Source organism: Streptomyces goshikiensis (genome assembly GCF_014650555.1).
GTDB lineage: Bacteria > Actinomycetota > Actinomycetes > Streptomycetales > Streptomycetaceae > Streptomyces > Streptomyces goshikiensis.
In genome coordinates, this window is the sequence record NZ_BMVE01000002.1 from 1,036,073 (window position 1) to 1,053,577 (window position 17,505).

Here is a 17,505-nt window from a genome sequence, read left to right on the forward strand (position 1 = left end):
ACGGTGCCCCAGTACGTCCGAGTCCGCGAACTATGGGTGGGCGATGCCGGCCGGAAGCCCCTTGACCCACCCATTGGTCTATGCCAATTTCAAGCCATCTCATCCGTCCCCGGAAGGTGACCTACGTGAAGATGCGCTTCCTTGCCGTGTGCACCGCCCTCGCGGCCGCCACCGCCCTCACCGGCTGCGGCCGGCTCGCCGATCCGGCCGGGGGCTCCAGGAAGGTGACGCTCTGGCTGATGAAGGGCAGCGCCTCGGAGGACTTCGTCACCCGGTTCACCGCCGACTTCGAGCACCGCCACCCCGGCGTCGACCTGGAGGTCAGGACCCAGGAGTGGACCGGCATCGGCGACAAGGTCAACGCCGTCCTCGACGGCACGAGCGGGGAAGGCGCCGACGTCATCGAGGTCGGCAACACCCAGGTGGCCCAGTACGTCGAGGCCGGCGGCCTCTCCGAGCTCACCCTGGAGGGCCTGCGCGAGTGGGGCGGCAAGGACTGGCTCAAAGGCCTCTCCGACCCGGGGAGCGTGGGCGGAGCCCAGTTCGGCGTCCCGTGGTACGCCGCCAACCGCGTGGTGATCTACAACAAGGACCTCTTCGCGGACGCCGGGCTGAAGAACCCGCCCAGGAACCGCCAGGAGTGGCTCCAGGCCACCCAGAAGCTGGACAAGGGCGACCGCCAGGGCATCTACCTCCCCGGCCAGAACTGGTACGTCCTCGCCGGGTTCATCTGGGACGAGGGCGGCGAACTCGCCGTCGAGAGCGCCGGCCAGTGGGTCGGCGCCCTCGACGACGAGAAGGCGCTCGCCGCGATGCGGTTCTACAAGCAGCTCCAGGCCCTCGGCGACGGCCCCAAGGACGCCGACGAGGAGACGCCCCCGCAGGCGGACGTCTTCGCGCGCGGCCGGATCGCCCAGATCATCGCCCCGCCCGGGCAGGCCGCCCAGATCGAGGCCGCCAACCCCGCCCTCAAGGGCAAGCTCGGCTTCTTCCCGATCCCCGGCAAGACCTCCGACAAGCCCGGCGCCGTCTTCACCGGCGGCTCCGACCTGATCATCCCGGAGCGGACGCGGAACCGGCGCGAGGCCGTGGCCGTGATCACCGCCCTGGTCAGCGAGGAATGGCAGACCGAGCTCGCCCGCACCATGAGCTACGTCCCGAACAAGACCACCCTCGCGCACGTGGTCGAGGGCAACGAGGGCGCCGCCGCCATGGCCCCCGGCGCCGCCCAGGGCCGGGCCACCCCGAACTCCGCCCGCTGGGCCGAGGTCGAGGGCAAGAACCCCATCAAGCCGTACATGACGGCCGTGCTCACCGGCCAGGACCCCCGCCAGGCGGCCCGGACGGCCTCGGAGACGATCAGCAAGGTGCTCAGCTCCGACCGGTGAGTTCAGCGTCCGCACATCCAACTGCCGCTGCGAGGTCATGTCGAATCCAGCCGGTCACGGAAGAAGTAAAGAGCCAGGCCGCACACCTGTCGGCCCGGCCATCCGTGTCCGGATCAGGAGCCGCCATGACCATCGCCCCCCTGTCCCCGTCCCGCACCACGCCCCCCACCGCGGCCCCGGTCGCGGCCCCCGCCACCGTCACCGCGCAGGGCGTCCCCACCGCCCCCCGCTACGCGGTCCGCCTCGCCCGCGACGAGGACGAGGTCCGCGCCGCCCAGCGGCTGCGCCACACCGTCTTCGCCGGAGAGCTCGGCGCCCGCCTCGACGGCCCCGAGCCGGGCCTCGACTCCGACGCCTTCGACGCGTACTGCGACCACCTCCTCGTCGTCGAGGAAGAGACCGAGCAGGTCGTCGGCACCTACCGGCTGCTGCCCCCCGAGCGCGCCGCCGTGGCCGGCCGCCTCTACTCCGAGGGCGAATTCGACCTCTCCGCCCTCGCCCCCATCCGCCCCGACCTCGTCGAGGTCGGCCGCTCCTGCGTACACCCCGACCACCGGGGCGGCGCCGTCATCGCCCTCGTCTGGGCCGGCCTCGCCCGCTACATGGACCGCTCCGGCCACAACTGGCTGGCCGGCTGCTGCTCCATCCCCCTCGCCGACGGCGGCGTGCTGGCCGCCGCCGCCCGCGCGAAGGTCCTCACCCGCAACCTCGCCCCCGAGGAGTACCGCGTCACCCCGCACACCCCCTGGAACGCCGAGGGCATCACCTTCCCCGACCGGGTCGAGCTGCCGCGCTGCTCCGCGGCTACCTGCGCCTGGGCGCCTGGGTCTGCGGCGAGCCCGCCCTCGACGCCGACTTCGGCTGCGCCGACCTGTACGTCCTGCTCTCGCTGCGCCGCACCAACCCGCGCTACCTCAAGCACTTCCTCTCGCTCACCCCGGGCGCATGAGCGTCTGGCTGCCCACCTCGCCCTGCACCCCCGCGGCCTGCGCCGGCCACGAGGGGCGGGTCGCGAGCGTCCCGCACGCGGCCGCGCGGCTCATTGCCGCCGTCGCCGTGGTCCTGCTCGGGATCCTGGGCGCCCAGCCGGTCCGGCTGCTGCCCGAGCGGCCCCGGCAGGCGCTCGTCCGGGCCTGGGCGACCGCTCTCGTACGGGCCTTCGGCATCCGGCTCACCGTGCACGGGAGCCCCGGCCCCGACGGCGGCCGCCTGATCGTCGCCAACCACATCTCGTGGCTCGACATCGCGCTCGTCGCCGCCGTCACACCCAGCCGGATGCTCGCCAAGAGCGACATCCGGACCTGGCCCGTCCTCGGTCCGCTCTCCCGCCAGAACGGCACCCTGTTCATCGAACGCGATCGGATCCGAGCCCTCCCCGACACCGTCGCGGCCGTCACCCGGGCCCTCCTCGACGGCGACCGGGTCACCGTCTTCCCCGAGGGCTCCACCTGGTGCGGACGCGCCCAGGGCCCCTTCCGGCGCGCCGCGTTCCAGGCCGCGCTGGACGCGCGCGTCCCCGTACAGCCCGTGCGCATCACGTACCTGCTGGACGGACGGACCCCCGCCGGGGCGCGCCCGACGGGGGTCTATCCGGCCGGGGCGCCCGCCTTCGTCGGGGACGACCCGCTGACCGCCTCGCTGTGGCGGATCGTCCGGGCCCGCGGGGTGCGGGCCGAGGTACGGCTGCTGCCGCGGATCCCGCCGGGCCGCCACGCGCACCGGCGGGACCTCGCGGCCGCCGCTCAGGCCGCGGTCGTCCCCGGACCGGCGCCGGCGCCGCCCTCACTGCCGGGGATCCCCTCCCAGCCCGGACCGCCCTCCGCCACGGACAGGGACAGCGCGAAACGACCCTCGGAATCCGTCCACCACTGGGTCAACTCCAGCCCCGCCGCCAGCAGTTCCTTCCGGATGCCCTCCTGACGGAACTTCGCGGACACCTCCGTCAGGATCTCCTCACCCGCCGCGAACGGCACCACCAGATCCAGCGACCTGATCTTCACCAGAGCCTCGGACCGGGCCCGCAGCCGCATCTCGATCCACTCCTCCTCCCGATTCCACACCGCCACGTGCGCGAAGTCGGCGGTGTGGAAGTCCGCGCCCAACTCCCGGTCGATGACGGTCAGCACGTTCTTGTTGAACTCGGCCGTCACCCCCTGCGCGTCGTCGTACGCCGCCACCAGAACGTCCTCGTCCTTCACCAGGTCCGTACCCAGCAGCAGCGCGTCCCCGGGCGACAGCATCGCCCGAACCGACGCCAGGAACCGGGCCCGCTCCGCGGGCAGCAGGTTCCCGATGGTCCCCCCGAGGAAGACCACCAGCCGGGGCCCGGGGGAGTCCGGCAGCTGCAACGCCCTGGTGAAGTCGGCCAGCAGCGCGTGCACCCGCAGCCCCGGATGCTCCGCCAGCAGGACCTCCGCCGCCCCCCGCAGTGCGCTCTCGCTCACGTCCACCGGGATGTACGTGTCCAGCGCGGGCATCGCCTCGATCAGGTGCCGGGTCTTCTCCGAGGAACCGGAACCCAGCTCCACCAGCGTCCGGGCCCCGCTCGCCGAGGCGATCTCCCCGGCCCGCGCGAGGAGGATCTCCCGCTCCGCGCGCGTCGGGTAGTACTCGGGCAACCGGGTGATCTCCTCGAACAGCTCACTGCCCCGCGCGTCGTAGAACCACTTGGGCGGCAGCACCTTGCGGGCCTGGGTCAGCCCGCGCAGCACGTCCTCCCGCAGCGCGGCGTCCGCGGTGTGCTCGTCGAGGGTTCGGGTCAGCTGGAAGTCACTCACCGGGCTTCGTCTCCTTGTGCGGGGACTCCCCGAGGGGAGGCGCCTTGAGCGGGGTCAGGTCGACCCGTGTACGGGTGGCGGTCAGCAGGGTCCGGTCGGGCACTTCGCGCCACCGGGTGTCGTCGTCGTACGGCTCGGACGCCACCACCGTGCGCTGCGCGGGTACGTCCGCCAGGTACCAGAGCGAATCCCCCCAGGCCGTCGCGGCGATCTCGGACCCGTCGGTCAGCAGCAGGTTCAGCCGCGAACCCGGCGAGGCACCGGCCACCGCCCGCACCGGCCCCGCGAGCGACTCCCCGAGGCCGCGGCCCTCCCGCAGCCCCCGCAGCACCAGCGCCCAGATCAGCGCCGAGTCGGTGCGCGCCGCCAGCGAGAGCAGCTCCTGCGGCGGCAGCCCGGCCGTCAGCGGGGCCACCGCGTCCGGCCAGTCCCGCACCGCGCCGTTGTGGCTGAACAGCCAGGGCCCCGACGCGAACGGCGCCGCCGCGGCCTCCCCGTCGGCCCCCGGATCGGTGGCGTCGCGCACGGCGGCCAGCGCGGCCTCGCTGCGCACCACACGGGCGAGGTCGGCGAAGGTCATGTCGCCCCAGATGGGCCCGGCCCGCCGGTAGCGGGCGGGCACCGGATCGCCCTCCGCGTACCAGCCGACTCCGAACCCGTCCGCGTTGACGGTGCCGTACCGCTGCCGGCGCGGCTCCCAGGACTGCCGCACCAGCGAGTGTTCCGGGTCGGTCAGCAGTCGCCCCAGGGGTATCTCCGGTCCCACGTAAGCGAGGTGACGGCACATCAGGCATCCCTCGCGGTCCGGAACCCGGAGAAGATCTGGCGGCGCACCGGCAGGTCCCAGTTGCGGAACGTGCCCCGGCAGGCCACCTCGTCCACGGCAAAGGAACCGCCGCGCAGCACCTTGTGACCGGGGCCGAAGAACACCTCCGAGTACTCCCGGTACGGGAAGGCGCGGAACCCCGGATACGGCAGGAAGTCCGAGGAGGTCCACTCCCACACGTCCCCGATCAGCTGCCGCACCCCGAGCGGGGAGGCCCCGGCGGGATAACTGCCCGCGCGGGCCGGGCGCAGATGCCGCTGGCCCAGATTGGCGTGCGCGGGCGTCGGGTCGGCGTCGCCCCACGGATAGCGCGTCGAACGGCCGGAGGCCGGGTCGAACCGGGCCGCCTTCTCCCACTCCTCCTCCGAGGGCAGCCGCCGCCCCGCCCAGCGGGCGTACGCGTCCGCCTCGTACCAGCTCACGTGCAGCACCGGCTCGTCGCCGGGCACCGGCTCGGTCACCCCGAAGCGGCGCCGCAGCCACTGCCCGGCCTCCCGGCGCCAGAACAGCGGAGCCTCGATCTCGTGCGCGCGGATCTGGTCCCAGCCCTCGGCCGCCCACCAGCGGCGCTCGCCGTAGCCGCCGTCCGCGATGAACGCCTCGTACGCGGCGTTGGTCACCGGCACCGTGTCGATCCAGAACGCCGCCGTCTCACGGGTGTGCGCGGGCCGCTCGTTGTCCAGCGACCACGGCTCGGCCGACGTCCCCATCGTGAACGGGCCTCCGGGCACCAGGACTTCGGCGGCGGCGGGCGGCGGACCCAGCGGCGGATCCGGATCCGGCGCGGACAGCACCGGCGCGCCCCGCCTCAGCTGGTGGGTGATCAGCATCGTTTCGTCGTGCTGCTGTTCATGCTGGGCGATCATCCCGAAGGCGAAACCGTCGTCGAGCAGACCCGAACCCTCCAGCGGGGTGCGCTCCAGCAGGTCGAAGACCCGGCCGCGGACGTCCGCCGCGTACCGCCGGGCCTCCCGCGGCCCCAGCAGCGGCAGCTTCGGCCGCTCCGAGCGGGGATGCTCGAACGCGTCGTACAGCGAGTTGATGTCCGGGCGCAGGAACTCCTGGCCCGCCACGTTGCGCAGCAGCCACAGCTCCTCCTGGTTGCCGATGTGCGCCAGGTCCCAGACCAGCGGCGACATCAGGGGGGAATGCTGCGCGGTCAGATCCGGCTCGCTCACCGGGTCGGTGAGCGCGGCCGTACGGGCCCGGGCGGCGGTCAGCGCCGCCAGCGCCCGCTCGCGCAGCGCCTCGGGACGGGATGCGGTGGTCACGGGCGGGTCCCCTTCCCGGAGAGCTGCTGGCGAGGGTGCGCGTGGTCATCGGCCGGAGACCGGCCCGCGAGCACATGGCGTTCGGTGAACTCGGCGACCGTGTCGCGGACCAGGTCCGAGGCCCCGAGCCGGGGCAGCGCCTCGGCCGCCGCCAGGAAACAGGCCGTCGCGGCGGAGCGCAGCTCCGGATCCGCGAGCCCGGCGCGGGCGGCGGACCGCCACAGCGGATTGCGCGGAGCGGGATGCGGGCCGTAGGAGTCCGCCAGCGCCTTGGACACCCGGTACGCCGTCTCGGCGGCCTCCGGGTCATCGAACAGGGCGTGGACCACGGCCACGGGGACCAGCCAGCCGTCGTCCCCGGGCTGCGCGTCGATCATGCGCAGCTCCAGGTGCCCGCGCGGCCGCACCGGCGGGAACAGCGTGGTCAGGTGGTACTCCAGATCCCCGGCGGTCGCCGGCCGAGGCCCTCCGGTACGGATCCAGTCGCGGAACGTCAGCCCCTCCGGGACCGTCCACGGGGTGTCGTCGGGGGCGCCTTCCGGGGCCCGTACGCACATCACCCGGGTGTCGAGCGCGTGCCGCGTCCACGCCGCGCGCGGCTCGATGTCGAGCGGGGGCGCGAGGGAGCGCCCGGTGTCGAGGTCCTCCCAGACGCCCTGGCGCGCACACCGCCAGCCGGCGTACGGGCCGTCGACGGCGGGGGAGTTGGCGAACGCGGCCACCAGCACTGCGCCCAGCAGGTGCGCGAGCCGCCACCGCCGGCCGTGACCGAGGGGTCCCGGCTCCTCGTGGCCCGCGTCCACGCAGACCTGGACGGAGGCGGAGGCGCACATCATCGCCCGCCCGGCCGGTCCGGCCCGGTCGAGGTACCGCTCCATCGCCTCGTAGCGCGGGTCGGTCAGCAGCCGCCGGTAGGGGCGGCGCGGATCCTGGCCGAGGCCCCGCAGGACGAGGCCCTGGGCGCGCAGGACACCCCGGACGGCGGTCAGGTCGGCCTGGAGGCCGTCCACGCAGGCGGAGAGGGAGTCGGCGGGCGCCGAGCTCAACTCCAGCTGGCCGCCGGGTTCTACGGTGAGCCGGGAGTGCAACGGCAGGGCGCCGGCCGCCTCGTGCGCTGCGGTGAGCCGCTCGGGCGCCAGCGGCAGCCCGGGCCGCTCGGCGTCCAGGACCAGCCATTCGAGCTCGGCCCCGAGCACCCGGGGCGGGCCCGTCTTGAAACAGATGCCGTGGATCAGTTCTTCGGCTTCGGTTTCGCTGAGTGGGGTGGTTGTGCTGTGTGGGGTGGGTGAGCTGAGTGGGTTGGGTGGGTTAAGCGCGCTGGATGAGGTGTGCGAGGTGGGTGCGTCAGGGGGCATGACCGGATCCTCATCTCCTGTCGTGGACCGGGGCCAACACCCGCTCCTACCCGTCACTTGGGCGACAAACACTCCATAAACCCGTTGTCACCAGCAGTTGTGGTGGCCAGGATGGCCGACGTGAGCAGCAGATTGCGCGAGATCGCGCGGGAGAACGCGGAGATTGTGGCGGCCGGCGCGTACCGGACGCGGTCGGGGCGGCAGATCTCCCTCGCCGCCGCCGTGGCGGAAGCCAAGGCAGGAACCAGGATATATGGGCCAAAGCCCGTCGTTCCAGGCGACAAGCTCACCGCGAGGACCGACCGGACCGCGGTGGAGGTCACCGGGGAGAGCAGCACGGTCGCAGCCCGTAGGCTCGCCGCCGCGGATCCGGAGCCGCCCGGGGCGAGCTCCATAGCCGTCCTGAACTTCGCCTCGGCCCGGAATCCCGGGGGCGGCTACGTTCGCGGGGCCAAGGCGCAGGAGGAGGCGCTCTGCCGCGCCTCGGCCCTGTACGAGACGCTGCTGCTGGCCCCGGAGTACTACGAGGTGCACCGCGCGGGCCGCAGCACCTTCTACACCGACCGGGTGATTCACTCGCCCGGAGTGCCCGTCTTCCGCGACGACAGGGGCGAGCTGCTGGAGACCCCCTTCCGCGTCGGATTCCTGACCTCGCCCGCGCCGAACGCGGGCACCATCCGCCGCCAGGAACCCGAGCGGACGCACGAGATCCCCGCCGCCCTCGCCCGTCGCGCGGAGCGCGTCCTGGAGGTCGCCGCGCTGCACGGGTACGAGCAGCTGGTCCTCGGCGCCTGGGGGTGCGGGGTCTTCCAGAACGACCCGGCGCAGGTGGCGCAGGCCTTCCGGGGCCTGCTGGCGGGGCGCTTCGCGGGAGTCTTCGAGCGGGTGGTGTTCGCCGTCCTGGACCGCGCCCCGGGGCCGCGACAGGCGTTCGAGCGGGTGTTCGGGGTGGTGGGCCAGGACGGAGTACCGCCGGGCGGCGGCTACTCCCAGCCGTAGCGCTCGCGCAGCCGGTCCACCACCAGCTGGAAACGCCCCCGGTCCAGCGCGCACGCCTCGCGCCGCATGCCGGACTCGTGCACCCGCAGCACCCGGTCCACGTCGACCCAGGACTCCCGCCCGGCGCTGTCCCACGGCCCGGTCCCGATCGGCACCCACTCCCGGTCGTGATCGTGCCGCTTGCTGGACAGCTGTACGGCGAGCAGCGTCCGCCCGCCCGCCTCCCGGGCCACCACCAGCACCGGCCGGTCCTTGCCGCGGCCGTCGTTCTCCTCGTACGGCACCCAGGTCCAGACGATCTCGCCGGGATCGGGATCCCCGTCGGGATCGGGGGCGTACGAGGTCCGCACGGGCCCGATGGCACGCGGATCGGCCTCGGTGGTCGCGGAGTACCCGCCGCGCCCGGGTTGCTCGGTGCCGTCGGAACCGTGGTGAGAGAGTGCCGTCATCCGGGTGAGGTTAGTGGCTCGGACGGCCCCGCAGGAGGAGGGGGTGCCGGTCGGGCGGGATCGGGCAGTGCTGGGGGCTTCCCGCCAGTCTCACTGTCCTTCCGGTTCGGTCCGGCCTGTCAAGGGCGCTCCTCCTCGTTCCTCGTCGTCGCGTCGCTTCGCGATGGCCTTCGGCCACCCTTGACAGCCCGGCCCGCCCCGGAATGCCAAAGACTGTCGGGAACCCCCAAAGAGACGGTCAGGGGGGACCATGACCACCGAGCCATCGCGAGACGCCCGACCGGTACCCGTGCAGAGCGGAAACGCCGCCCTCCGGGCGGAAACCCTCCCGAACCTGCACTCCACGGCGTCCAGATCAACCAAGCCAACGGTCAGGCGCATCAGATCGCTACCCGCCTGCCACTCGGCTCAGCGGCTGCGGACCGGCCGTGGCTGGACACAAGCCGCCCATGCTTGTCATGCGGTGCGGATCGGCCGTCGGCTCGTCTTGGGCTGGGGCTGATAAAATTGGGCGATTCCACCCAGAGTGGAGGCAACGGTGGTGACCTCACGCGCGGCTCGCAATATCCCTGCCCGGAGGGCCGTCCTCGTATCGTGTGCGGCCCTCGTGATCGCAGGCGGCACCATTCCCCTCGGCTCGACCGCCTCGGCGCTCGCGGAGCCCACGCCCGTCGCGACAGCGACCCCTGTTCCGTCGGCCTTGAAGCCGATCGATCCGGCTGCCCTCCAGGCATCTGTGGAGCGTGCGGCGAAGAAGTTGACGGTGCCCGGCGCGGTCGTCCTGCTCCGCACCCCGCAGGGGACCTTCCACGCGACCGTCGGCACGACGGAACTCGGCACGGCCAAGCCGCCGGACGCAGGCGACCATTTCCGGATCGCCTCCAACACCAAGACGATGACGGCCGCAGTGATCGCGCTGCTCGCCCAGGACGGCAAGCTCCGGTTGAGCGATCCGGTCTCCGCGTACGTCTCGGGGGTTCCCAACGGCGGGAACATCACGATCGGCCAGCTGCTGAAGATGCGCAGCGGGCTCTACAACTACACGATGGCCCCCGAACTCTCGGCCGCCCTGGACGCCGACCCCGGGAGGGCCTTCACCCCACGGCAGATGCTGGACATAGCGTTCCGGCACCCACCGAACTTCGCGCCGGGCGCGTCGTACGAGTACTCCAACACCAACTACGTCCTCCTGGGCCTCGTCGCAGAAAAGGCCGGAGGCCGCCCCCTGGGCCAGCAGTTCCAGGACCGGCTGTTCGCCCCCCTCGGGTTGAAGGGGACCTCACTGCCCGGCATACACGACCGCTCACTCCCCGCCCCCTTCTCGCACGGCTACATGTACGGAGGGACTTCGTACGCCCTGGCCGACGATCCCTACCCGGCCGCGATCAGCGAGGCGGCACGTACGGGCAAGCTCAAGCCCACCGACTACACCCACCAGAACCCCTCCTACGCCAACGCCGCCGGTGGAGCCGTCTCCACCGCAGACGACCTGGCCACCTGGATCAAGGCGCTGGTGACGGGCAAAGTCCTGAACGCCGCGTCCCAACAGCAGTGGCTCGCAAGCCCCCAGGCGGAGGACCCGGCGGTGCCAGACGGCCAGAAGTACGGCTACGGGATCGCCTACCAACACCTCGCCCCGCACGCCTCGATCTACTACCACGGCGGTGAACTCCCGGGCTTCAACTCCTTCATGGGCCACGACCCGGAGAACGACGTCACCCTCGTGATCTGGACCAACCTGACGCTGTCCCCCGACAGCCACACCACGGCCCAGGCCCTGCTCCCCACCGTCCTCAACCAGGTCTACACCGGCCTCAACCTCCCCACCCCCTAAAGGGCCTTACATATGCGACCGCAGCCACCGACAGGCCGCAGTCGCGTGGGGCGAGAAGTCTGTCGGGGCCGTGGGCGGCTTGTGTCCAGCCACGGCCGGTCCGCAGCCGCTGAGCCGAGTGGCAGGCGGGTAGCGATCTGATGCGCCTGACCGCTGCCTTGGTTGATCTGGACACCGTGGAGTGCAGGTCCGGGAGGGTTTCCGCCCGGAGGGCGGCGTTTCCGCTCTGCACGGGTACCGGTCGGGCGTCTCAGTGCGGCTGGGTGGTCATGGTCCCCCTGACCGTTCTTTGGGGGTTTCCCGACAGTCTTTGGCATTCCGGGGCGGGCCGGGCTGTCAAGGGTGGCCGAAGGCCATCGCGAAGCGACGCGACCGAAGGGAGCGCCCTTGACGGGCCGGACCGAACCGGAAGGACAGTGAGACTGGCGGGAAGCCCCCAGCACGGTTCGACCCCGCCCGACGAAAACCCCTCAGGCCCCCGCCCCCGCAGGCCAGTGCCGGCCCCACGCCTCCTCCGCCTCCACCTGTGCCGCCAGTGACAGCAGCAGCGGCTCCGAGTGGCCCGGGCCGAGGAGTTGGGCGCCCAGGGGGAGGCCGTCCGGGGTGAAGCCCGCGGGGATGTTGATCCCCGGCCAGCCCAGGACGTTCCAGGTCCAGGCGTACGGGCACGCGGCGATCATCGCCCGGTCGGTGTCCAGCGCTCCGAGTCCGGCCAGGGCCCCGATGCGCAGCGGTGGTGTGGCCGTCGTCGGCGTGAGGACCACGTCGAAGCGGCCGAAGATCTCCCCGACCCGGCGGCGCAGTGCTCCCTCCGCCCGGCGGGAGATCCGCAGCGGGAGCCCGCCCAGCAGGCGCCCCGTACGCACCGCCTCCCGCGTGCGGGGGTCCAGCAGGGCGGGGTCGGGCACCCGGGACGCGAGGTCCCGTACGCCCGCGGTGGCCCGGGGGGTGAAGGTCAGCCCGATCGGACCGTACCGGGGGTCCTCCGGGACCACCTCGTGGCCCAGCGCCTCCAGCCGCCCGGCGAGCCGTTCCACCGCCGAACGGACCACGGGGTCCAGGCTCTTGGCCGTCGCGGTGAAGGCCATGCCGAAGGACAGCGCGATGCGCAGGCGGCGCGGCGCGCGCCGGGCGGCCTCGACGGCGGACACCTGCGGCGGGCGGTGCAGGTCGCCGGGGTCGGGGCCGCCGGCGGCGTCCAGCAGGAGCGCCGCGTCCGCGACGGTACGGGCCAGCACGCCGTTGACCGTCAGCCCGTGGAACGACTCGGGTTCCGGCCAGGTGGAGATGCGTCCCCGCTGCGGTTTCACGCCCACCAGGTGGGTCCAGGCCGCGGGGATCCGTACCGAGCCCGCCCCGTCGGATCCCAGCGCCGCCGGGACCAGCCCCGCGGCCACGGCGGCCGCCGAACCGCCGGACGAACCGCCCGGGGTGTAGTCCGGGTTCCAGGGGTTGCGGGTGTCCCCGAAGGCCGGGCCCTCGGTGAACGGCCACTGCCCCAGCTCCGGCGTCTGGGTCTTGCCCAGCACCACGGCGCCGGCCGCGCGCAGCCTGCGTACCGCCTCGCTGTCGGCGGACTTGGGCGGGAACTCCCCGGCGCAGCCGAAGGAGGTCGGCTCCCCGGCCACGTCCATGTCGTCCTTGACGGCCAGCGGAACCCCGAGCAGCGGCAGTCGCTCGCCCGCGGCCAGCCGCCGGTCCGCGGCGTCGGCCTCCGCGAGCGCGGCCTCGGCGCGTACGATCCGGAAGGCGTTGAGGAAGGGCTGCGCAGCCTCGATCCGGACCAGGGCGTCCTCGGTCAACTGGCGCGCGGACACGGCTCCTTCGGCGAGGGCGGTCGCCATCTCCACCAAGCCGGCGCGTGTGGAAACAGACGGAACCGACATCGGACCTCCCCAGTTACCGATCGGTAGGAAGACAGTAACGGGGGAGGTCCGGCCCTGACTAGATCCGGCCCGCCGGCGAGGTGGCGAAGAGCGCGGAGACCCCCGCGATCAGGCCGAAGTCGGAGCCCTGTTCGCGGGGCGACGTGCCCGCCCCGGACACAGGCTGCGACGCATGCGACGCATACGACGGGGCGACGGCACGGCGGGACACGTAAGCGCGCACTTCGGTGAACGAGCCGCGACAGCAGCATTACTCGTGCCAATGACTCGTGTAACCACTCCACAGCACCCATTTCCGGCCATCTGTCAGCCCCGGGCCGCAACGGGTCTGGAAGGATGCCACGGCAATGTCTCAGTCATCGAAGCCGCCGAAGCCGTCGAATTCACCCAAGCCACCCAAGCCGCCGAAGTCGACGCAGCGGCGGACCATCCCGCCGGCACCGGCCACCCCGTCCCCCGTGCCGACCAGCGCCGACGTGGCCCGCCTCGCCGGCGTCTCCCGCGCGACGGTTTCGTACGTCCTGAACAACGCGGAAGCCGTACGCATCAGCGAGCCGACCCGGCGCAAGGTCCGGGAGGCCGCCGAGGAACTCGGGTACGTCCCGCACGCCGCCGCCCGGAGCCTGCGTGCCGGGCACACCCGGATCGTGCTGCTGCCGATCTCGCAGGTGCCGGTGGGCCCGCTCTACAGTGCCTTCTTCAACGAGCTCCAGTGGGCCCTGCGCCGCCTCGACTACACCGTCGTCCAGTACGGCAGCCTCGGGCTCAGCGGGGACGAGGCGGCGCGCGCCTGGGCCGAGCTGCGGCCCGTCGCGGTGATCTCCCTCGGCGAGATCGCCCTGTCCGCGCACAACGTCGCTACCCTCAAGCGGGCCGGGGCGCGCGCGGTGATAACCCTGGGACCGGTGGGAGTGCCGGGTGCGCACGCGCTGGGCATGGACCAGACGGAGGTGGGCGCGCGGGCCGCGGAGCACCTGATCGGGCGGGGGCACCGCCGGATCGGCGTGGTCGTCCCGGAGGAGGCCGGCCTGGAGCTGTTCTCCGCGCCGCGGCTGGCGGGAGCCCGGTCCGCAGTGACCGCGGCCGCCGAGGCCGGTGGCATCGACATCGGCATCGAACAGCTCGCCATGTCCTACACCGAGGAGTCGGCCGCCGGGCTCGCCGCCCGGTGGCGTTCGCTCGGCCTGGACGCGGTGTTCGCGTACAACGACGAGTACGCGATGCTGCTCATGCGGGCCCTCCAGGACGAGGGGCTGCGGATGCCGGAGGACGTCGCCGTCATCGGCGCCGACGACCTGCTCATCGGGCGGCTGCTGCGGCCCCGGCTGAGCACGGTGCAGATCGGGATGCCGACCGGTGACCACCTGGCCTCGCTGGTGGACCAGGCGGTCCGCGAGCCGTCGGAGCTCACACAACGGCACGACCTGATGACGGCCATGGCCCTCCACCGAGACTCAACCTGACCCTCCGCGCCCCGCCGCTGCCGGAACCGCCCCACCCCACCCCACCCCGGCCCAGCAGGCCCGGCCCGCCCCCGCCCCCGACCGGCGGTCGCCTCGTCAGGCCGGGATCGGTTCCCCCAGGTCGGCTCAGGGGAGCGTTGACAGTCGGTCGTCGGCGGACGGAGACTTCGGGCGCGCCCTACCGGGCGTCCCGGCGTCGTCCCCCGGTGCCCATCCCGGCACCGGCCGCGCCGCCGCCCGTACGGATCCGCCCAGGAGAGCCCCGATGAGCATCCGCACCGTCCGCGACGTGTACGTCGTCGACGCCGTCCGCACCCCGATCGGCAAGTTCGGCGGCGCCTTCGCCAAGGTCCGGCCGGACGACCTCGCCGCGCACGTGGTCCGCGCGCTGGTGGACCGTACGCCCGACCTCGACCCGGCCCGCATCGACGATGTGGTCTTCGGCGACGCCAACGGCGCGGGCGAGGACAACCGCGACGTGGCGCGGATGGCCGTACTGCTCGCCGGGCTCCCGGTGACCGTCCCCGGTGTGACCGTCAACCGGCTCTGCGGTTCCGGCCTCGAAGCCGTGATCCAGGCCGCCCGCGCGATCGCGCTCGGCGATGCCTCGGTGGCGATCGCGGGCGGGGTCGAGTCCATGACCCGGGCCCCCTGGGTGGTCCAGAAGCCGGAGCGGGCGTTCCCCGCCGGTCACCAGGAGATGTGGTCGACCACCCTCGGCTGGCGGATGACCAACCCGCGGATGCCCGCGGAGTGGACGATCTCCCTCGGAGAGAGCGCCGAACTCATCGCCGAGAAGTACGGGATCAGCCGGGAGGCGCAGGACCGCTTCGCGCTGGAGAGCCACCGCAAGGCCGCCGACGCCTGGGCGGCGGGGCTGTACGACAAGGAGGTCGTGCCGTACCCGGGCGTGGACCTGGTCCGGGACGAGTGCGTCCGGGAGGGTTCCACCCCCGAGGCGCTGGCCCGGCTGAAGCCGGTCTTCCGGACGGACGGCACCGGTACGGTCACGGCCGCGAACTCCTCCCCGCTCAACGACGGCGCCGCCGCGCTGCTGCTGACCGACGAGGCGGGCCTGGCGGCCACCGGCCGGGAGCCGCTCGCCCGGATCAGCGCCTCCGCGGTCACCGGGATCGAGCCGCAGTTCTTCGGGCTCGGTCCGGTCGAGGCCGTCCAGAACGCGCTGGCCAAGGCCGGCCGCAGCCTGGGCGACCTCGGGGTCTTCGAGCTCAACGAGGCGTTCGCGGCGCAGGCGTTGGGCTGCCTGGAGGCATGGCCCGAGCTGGACCGCGCCGTGCTGAACCCGCGTGGCGGGGCCATCGCCATCGGCCACCCGCTGGGCGCGTCGGGCGCCCGGCTCGCGGGGTCGGTCGCGCACCAGCTGGCGGCGGCGGGCTCCGGTACCGGTATGGCGGCGCTGTGCATCGGCGTCGGGCAGGGCATCGCGCTGGTCCTCGAACGCTGACGGAGGCTGATCAGGGGCTGACCGGGGCTGACCGGGGCTGACCAGGGCTGACTGCGGCGGAGCGGAGACGCGCAGGCGCGCAGGCGCGCAGGCGAGGGTCGGAGACGCGGATCGAAGGCGGGCGCGGGGCCGGGTTCGGGCCCCGCCCCGCCCGCGCCGGTCGATCGTTTCCGGTCATCGCGTCCCGTCAACTGCCCAATAACTGAACAGAAGTGGTGCCCCCGGTCTGGCACGATGGCGCGTGCCGCGGCCCGCCGCCCCACCGCCCGCCGCGCCCGCCCCCCGCCGATCCCGCCGATCCCCACCGGAGGCCCCGCGCCATGCCGCTCCTCGACCCGACGCTCTGGCAGGACGGACCCACCCTCACCGGCGGTACCGCCCCCGTCGTCGAACCCGCGACCGGGCGTACCCTCGCCACCATCGGCCTCGCCGCGCCCGCCGACGTCGCGGAGGCCGCCGTACGCGCCCGGGCCGCGCAGGACGGCTGGGGGCGGGCCACCCACCTGGAGCGAGCGGCGGTGCTGCGCCGCGCCGGGGACCTGTTCGCCGCGCACGCCGACGAGCTGCGCGAATGGATCGTGCGGGAGTCCGGCTCTATACCCGGCAAGGGCGACTTCGAGCTGCACGTCGCCGCCCAGGAATGCTACGAGGCCGCCGCCCTGGCCTCGCGCCCGGTCGGCCAGGTGCTGCCGAGCGAGGCGCCCCGGCTGTCCTTCACCCGCCGGGTCCCGGCCGGGGTGGTCGGCGTCATCGCCCCGTTCAACGCCCCGCTGATCCTGTCGATCCGCTCGGTCGCGCCGGCGCTCGCGCTCGGGAACGCGGTCCTGCTCAAGCCGGACCGCCGTACCGCCGTCTGCGGCGGGCTTGCGCTCGCCGCCGTCTTCGCGGCCGCCGGGCTCCCGGCCGGGCTGTTGCAGGTGCTGCCCGGCGGCGGCGAGACGGGGGCCGCCGTGGTCGCCGACCCCCGGGTACGGGTGGTGTCCTTCACCGGATCCACGGCCAGCGGCCGCGCCGTCGGCGAACTGGCGGGCCGTCACCTCAAGCGCGCGCACCTGGAGTTGGGCGGCAACTCCGCCCTCGTCGTACTCCGGGACGCGGATGTGGAGGCCGCCGTCGCCCAGGCCTCCTGGGGCACCTTCTTCCACCAGGGCCAGATCTGCATGACCGCGGGGCGCCACCTCGTCCACGCCTCGCTGTACGACGAGTACGTCGAGCGGCTCGCCGCGCGGGCCGAGGAGCTCGCGGTGGGCGACCCCCACCGCGAGCGCGTGCACCTGGGCCCGCTGATCGACCGCGCCCAGCTGGAGCGGGTTCACGCGCTGGTGGAGGCCAGCACGGCGCAGGGCGCCAAGCTCGTCGCGGGCGGCACCCACCGGGACCTGTTCTACCGGCCCACCGTGCTCGCCGGGGTCACCGACGAGACCCCCGCCTACGCGCAGGAGGTCTTCGGCCCGGTCGCGCCCGTACGGTCTTTCGCGACGGAGGAGGAGGCGGTCGCGCTGGCCTCGGAGGGCCCGTACGGACTGTCCCTCGGCATCGTCACCCGGGACACGGCGCGCGGGCTGGCCCTCGCGGACCGGATCCCGACCGGGATCGCGCACATCAACGACCAGACGGTGAACGACGAGGCCGTGGCCCCCTTCGGCGGGGTCGGCGCCTCCGGCACGGGCGCGCGGTTCGGCGGCGAGGCGAACCTGGACGCCTTCACCGAGCTGCGCTGGACCACGACCCGCGCCACGCCGGCCGGCCACCCCTTCTGAGGAATGCCCCGGGCGCGTACGTCGTTCACCGA

The 17,505-nt window shown here is 73.4% G+C and carries 12 protein-coding genes and 2 pseudogenes; 8 read left to right on the forward strand and 6 right to left on the reverse strand.

The genetic code is table 11. The features are described 5' to 3' along the window. Positions 1–125: 125 nt before the first annotated feature. The 3 genes and pseudogenes from IE248_RS09775 to IE248_RS38380 all read left to right on the forward strand — a co-directional run. Positions 126–1,388: an extracellular solute-binding protein gene (locus tag IE248_RS09775; protein ID WP_373301498.1), complete on the forward strand. Its 1,263-nt coding sequence runs from the start codon at positions 126–128 to the stop codon at positions 1,386–1,388. A gap of 125 nt (positions 1,389–1,513) precedes the next feature. Continuing rightward, positions 1,514–2,337, forward strand: a pseudogene (locus IE248_RS09780) (GNAT family N-acetyltransferase). Further along, positions 2,334–2,864, forward strand: a pseudogene (locus IE248_RS38380) (lysophospholipid acyltransferase family protein); the annotation flags it as partial. The pseudogenes IE248_RS09780 and IE248_RS38380, both read left to right, overlap by 4 nt. Before the next feature lie 266 nt (positions 2,865–3,130). On the opposite strand, the gene egtD reads toward IE248_RS38380, so the two are convergent. The 4 genes from egtD to egtA are packed head-to-tail and all read right to left on the reverse strand — an operon-like array spanning position 3,131 to position 7,617. After that, positions 3,131–4,165 carry an L-histidine N(alpha)-methyltransferase gene (egtD, locus tag IE248_RS09790; protein WP_190030411.1) on the reverse strand — a complete coding sequence of 345 codons (1,035 nt, stop codon included), beginning with the start codon at positions 4,163–4,165 and terminating at the stop codon, positions 3,131–3,133. Further along, the gene (egtC, locus tag IE248_RS09795) at positions 4,158–4,952 is read right to left on the reverse strand and encodes an ergothioneine biosynthesis protein EgtC (RefSeq protein WP_100580166.1); all 795 of its coding nucleotides are present in this window, start codon (positions 4,950–4,952) and stop codon (positions 4,158–4,160) included. The genes egtD and egtC overlap by 8 nt, the downstream gene beginning before the upstream one ends. Then, positions 4,952–6,262 (reverse strand): ergothioneine biosynthesis protein EgtB, encoded by a 1,311-nt coding sequence (gene egtB / locus IE248_RS09800; RefSeq protein WP_190030412.1) that lies wholly within the window; start codon positions 6,260–6,262, stop codon positions 4,952–4,954. Before egtB ends, egtC begins: the two co-directional genes overlap by 1 nt. Next, complete coding sequence (gene egtA, locus IE248_RS09805; protein ID WP_190030413.1) at positions 6,259–7,617, reverse strand: ergothioneine biosynthesis glutamate--cysteine ligase EgtA; 1,359 nt, start codon at positions 7,615–7,617, stop codon at positions 6,259–6,261. Before egtA ends, egtB begins: the two co-directional genes overlap by 4 nt. Positions 7,618–7,737: 120 nt before the next feature. Between egtA and IE248_RS09810 the strand changes: the two genes are divergently transcribed. Further along, the gene (locus IE248_RS09810) at positions 7,738–8,616 is read left to right on the forward strand and encodes a TIGR02452 family protein (RefSeq protein WP_190030414.1); all 879 of its coding nucleotides are present in this window, start codon (positions 7,738–7,740) and stop codon (positions 8,614–8,616) included. Here IE248_RS09810 and IE248_RS09815 read toward each other — a convergent pair. Beyond that, entirely contained in the window at positions 8,601–9,065 is a 465-nt protein-coding gene (locus IE248_RS09815) for a type II toxin-antitoxin system PemK/MazF family toxin (RefSeq protein ID WP_073796648.1), read from the reverse strand. The two genes, IE248_RS09810 and IE248_RS09815, sit on opposite strands and share 16 nt — an antisense overlap. A gap of 607 nt (positions 9,066–9,672) precedes the next feature. Between IE248_RS09815 and IE248_RS09820 the strand changes: the two genes are divergently transcribed. Next, the gene (locus IE248_RS09820; protein WP_229895203.1) at positions 9,673–10,899 is read left to right on the forward strand and encodes a serine hydrolase domain-containing protein; all 1,227 of its coding nucleotides are present in this window, start codon (positions 9,673–9,675) and stop codon (positions 10,897–10,899) included. Positions 10,900–11,369: 470 nt separating this feature from the next. Here the strand turns inward: IE248_RS09820 and IE248_RS09825 are convergent, their stop codons facing one another. Then, positions 11,370–12,785 (reverse strand): amidase, encoded by a 1,416-nt coding sequence (locus IE248_RS09825; RefSeq protein WP_190030415.1) that lies wholly within the window; start codon positions 12,783–12,785, stop codon positions 11,370–11,372. Positions 12,786–13,132: 347 nt separating this feature from the next. On the opposite strand from IE248_RS09825, the gene IE248_RS09830 reads away from it, so the two are divergent. The 3 genes from IE248_RS09830 to IE248_RS09840 all read left to right on the forward strand — a co-directional run bounded on the left by IE248_RS09830 (position 13,133) and on the right by IE248_RS09840 (position 17,473). Beyond that, positions 13,133–14,248 carry a LacI family DNA-binding transcriptional regulator gene (locus IE248_RS09830; protein ID WP_229895204.1) on the forward strand — a complete coding sequence of 372 codons (1,116 nt, stop codon included), beginning with the start codon at positions 13,133–13,135 and terminating at the stop codon, positions 14,246–14,248. A gap of 265 nt (positions 14,249–14,513) precedes the next feature. Then, the gene (locus IE248_RS09835; protein WP_008740314.1) at positions 14,514–15,713 is read left to right on the forward strand and encodes a thiolase family protein; all 1,200 of its coding nucleotides are present in this window, start codon (positions 14,514–14,516) and stop codon (positions 15,711–15,713) included. Positions 15,714–16,033: 320 nt separating this feature from the next. Next, positions 16,034–17,473 carry an aldehyde dehydrogenase family protein gene (locus tag IE248_RS09840; RefSeq protein WP_190030416.1) on the forward strand — a complete coding sequence of 480 codons (1,440 nt, stop codon included), beginning with the start codon at positions 16,034–16,036 and terminating at the stop codon, positions 17,471–17,473. Positions 17,474–17,505 lie beyond the last annotated feature (32 nt).

What these genes read in the sequence shown, in the direction of transcription:
- egtC (WP_100580166.1), bottom strand. Translation starts at nt 4,952, where the DNA reads ATGTGCCGTCACCTCGCTTACGTGGGACCGGAGATACCCCTGGGGCGA.
- egtA (WP_190030413.1), bottom strand. Translation starts at nt 7,617, where the DNA reads ATGCCCCCTGACGCACCCACCTCGCACACCTCATCCAGCGCGCTTAAC.
- IE248_RS09815 (WP_073796648.1), bottom strand. Translation starts at nt 9,065, where the DNA reads ATGACGGCACTCTCTCACCACGGTTCCGACGGCACCGAGCAACCCGGG.
- IE248_RS09825 (WP_190030415.1), bottom strand. Translation starts at nt 12,785, where the DNA reads ATGTCGGTTCCGTCTGTTTCCACACGCGCCGGCTTGGTGGAGATGGCG.
- IE248_RS09830 (WP_229895204.1), top strand. Translation starts at nt 13,133, where the DNA reads ATGTCTCAGTCATCGAAGCCGCCGAAGCCGTCGAATTCACCCAAGCCA.
- IE248_RS09835 (WP_008740314.1), top strand. Translation starts at nt 14,514, where the DNA reads ATGAGCATCCGCACCGTCCGCGACGTGTACGTCGTCGACGCCGTCCGC.
- IE248_RS09840 (WP_190030416.1), top strand. Translation starts at nt 16,034, where the DNA reads ATGCCGCTCCTCGACCCGACGCTCTGGCAGGACGGACCCACCCTCACC.